Annotated in this window: 2 protein-coding genes and 1 pseudogene; all 3 read left to right on the top strand. The window is 73.9% G+C overall.

The window, feature by feature from the left end:
- Positions 1-79: 79 nt before the first annotated feature.
- Positions 80-1,219: a PP2C family protein-serine/threonine phosphatase gene (locus E4099_RS31265; RefSeq protein ID WP_135342472.1), complete on the top strand. Its 1,140-nt coding sequence runs from the start codon at positions 80-82 to the stop codon at positions 1,217-1,219.
- Between the two features lie 71 nt (positions 1,220-1,290).
- On the top strand, positions 1,291-2,130 hold the full coding sequence (locus E4099_RS31270; RefSeq protein ID WP_245245334.1) for an ABC transporter ATP-binding protein: 840 nt from the start codon (positions 1,291-1,293) through the stop codon (positions 2,128-2,130).
- A pseudogene (locus E4099_RS31275) lies at positions 2,127-2,492 on the top strand (ABC transporter permease); the annotation flags it as partial. The gene E4099_RS31270 and the pseudogene E4099_RS31275, both read left to right, overlap by 4 nt.

Below are 2,492 nucleotides of genomic sequence, written 5' to 3' on the forward strand. Positions count from 1 at the left end.
ACTGTGTATAAGAGACAGCCCCCCTCCCACGACCCACGAATCGACGCGCGTCCAAACGGGTGGGTAGGGTCCCAATGCAATGAGTGGTGGCGGTGCGGATTCCTTCACGGCCCGGATGCGGAAGACGATGCACCGGGTCCGCACCGGCGTGCGCAAGGCCGGGGTCGACTACTTCCGCGGTGACGGCTCGGACTGGATCGCCCTGGCCACCCTGCTGCTCGCCATCCCGGCCATCGCCGTGGGCACCATCGTCCAGCCCGACTGGTGCGCCCCGGCCGCCCTGGTACTGCCGATCGTCGCGGGCGGGCTGCTGCTCCGCCCGGCCAGTCTGCTCGCCCTGTACGCATCCGCCGCGGCCGCCCTGATCGTGGAGTCCGCGGTGCTCGGGCCCTACCCGGACGGCCCGGACCGGGTGACCCCCGGCACCATCCTGGTGGTGGCCGCGGTCGGCTTCTTCGGGCTGCTGATCGCCCAGTTCCGCAGCCGGGTCGGCGTGCCCTGGCGGCGCGGCGGCACCATGCTGTTCGACCTGCGCGAACGCATCCGGGTGCAGAGCAAGCTGCCCGGCCTGCCGCGCGGTTGGCACCGCGAGATGGCGCTGCGCCCGGCCGGCGGCCAGTCCTTCTCCGGCGACTTCGTGGTGGCGGCCCGTACCAACGGCGGCCGGACCCTGGAGGTCGTGCTCACCGATGTCTCCGGCAAGGGCATGGACGCCGCCTCCCGCGCGCTGCTGCTCTCCGGCGCCTTCGGCGGACTGCTCGGCTCGCTGCCCCCGCACGGCTTCCTGCCCGCCGCCAACGGCTATCTGCTGCGCCAGGACTGGGACGAGGGCTTCGCCACCTCGGTCCACCTCGTGCTGGACCTGGACAGCGGCGACTACGAGCTGTTCTCCGCGGGCCACCTGCCCGCCCTCCAACTGAACGCCGGATCCGGCAAGTGGGAGGAGAAGGAAGCCGAGGGCCCATTGCTGGGGGTCTACGACGGCGCCCAGTTCGACCCGGTCAAGGGCACCCTGCGCCCCGGCGACGTGCTGATGCTCTTCACCGACGGGCTGGTGGAGACCGCCGACCGGGACATCAGCGAGGGCATGGACCGGCTCACCGGCGAGGCCGACCGCTATGTGGCCTCCGGCTTCCACGGAGCGGCCTGGCACCTGATCGAGGCGGTCGCCAAGGACGTCAACGACGACCGGGCGCTGCTGCTCCTCTGCCGCGGCTGAAACCCCGTCAGCTCCGTCCGTTCCCCCAGGCCCTGGGGCCGGTGCTCGCGGAAGAGCGGGTCGTCGCGGCTGTGGCGGAGCAGACCGTTCCGGGGATTTCCGGGGGCTCCGGGGAATGGGCCGTCGAACTGCGCGGAGTGCGCCGCCGGTACGGGCGCGGGGCCGGCACCGTGCACGCCCTGCGCGGTATCGACCTGACCCTGCCGCGCGGCAGTTTCACCGCCGTGATGGGTCCCTCCGGATCGGGCAAGTCCACCTTCCTCCAGTGTGCGGCGGGACTTGACCGGCCCACCGAGGGCACGGTCCGCCTCGGCGGCACCGAGATCACCGGCATGAACGAGAACAAGCTCACCGCCCTGCGCCGCAGCCGCCTCGGCTTCGTCTTCCAGTCCTTCAACCTGCTGCCCTCGCTCACCGTCGAGCAGAACGTCCTGCTGCCGATACGGCTCGCCGGCGCCCGCCCGGACCGCCAGCGGGCCCGCGAGATGCTCGCCCAGGTCGGCCTGGACCAGCACGGCAAGCGCCGCCCGGGCCAGCTCTCCGGCGGCCAGCAGCAGCGCGTCGCCATCGCCCGGGCCCTGGTGACCCGGCCCGATGTGGTCTTCGCCGACGAACCGACCGGCGCGCTGGACACCGTCACCGCCGGCGAGGTGCTGTCCCTGCTGCGGCGCGCGGTGGACCAGCTGGGCGCGACGGTCGTCATGGTCACCCACGACCCGGTGGCCGCCAGCTACGCGGACCGGGTGCTCTTCCTCGCCGACGGCGCCTTCGCGGACAGCCTGCCGCGCGCCTCGGCCGAACGGATCGCCGCCCGGCTCACCGAGCTCACCGCCACGGCCGGGCGCACCGCCCCGGCCGGGGTCCGGGCCCCGGTGGCCGTCGGCGCCGAGACCGGGGTCGGGCCGCTGTGAGGGCACTGACCAACGGGCTGGCCCGGGCCGCCGTCCGCTTCCGACCCGCGGCCTTCGTGGGCACCTTCGTCGCCCTGATGATGGCCGCGGTGATCGTCTCCGCCTGCGGCATCATGCTGGAGGCCGGTATCCGGGCCGGGGCACCGGCCGCCCGTTACGCCGACACCCCGGTGGTGGTCGCCGCCGACCAGCGGGCGTATCTCCCCACCCGCAAGGGTGTGGAGCGCGAGGACGGGGCCAACGCGGTGCCGGACCGCGCCCGGCTGCACGCCGCCCTGCTGACCACGGTCGCCCGCACCCCCGGGGTGGCCGCCGCCGTCCGGGACGTCACCGTCCCCGTCCAGGCCGCCCCCACCGAGCAC

The sequence above is a fragment of the Streptomyces palmae genome (assembly GCF_004684805.1).
Lineage (GTDB): Bacteria > Actinomycetota > Actinomycetes > Streptomycetales > Streptomycetaceae > Streptomyces > Streptomyces palmae.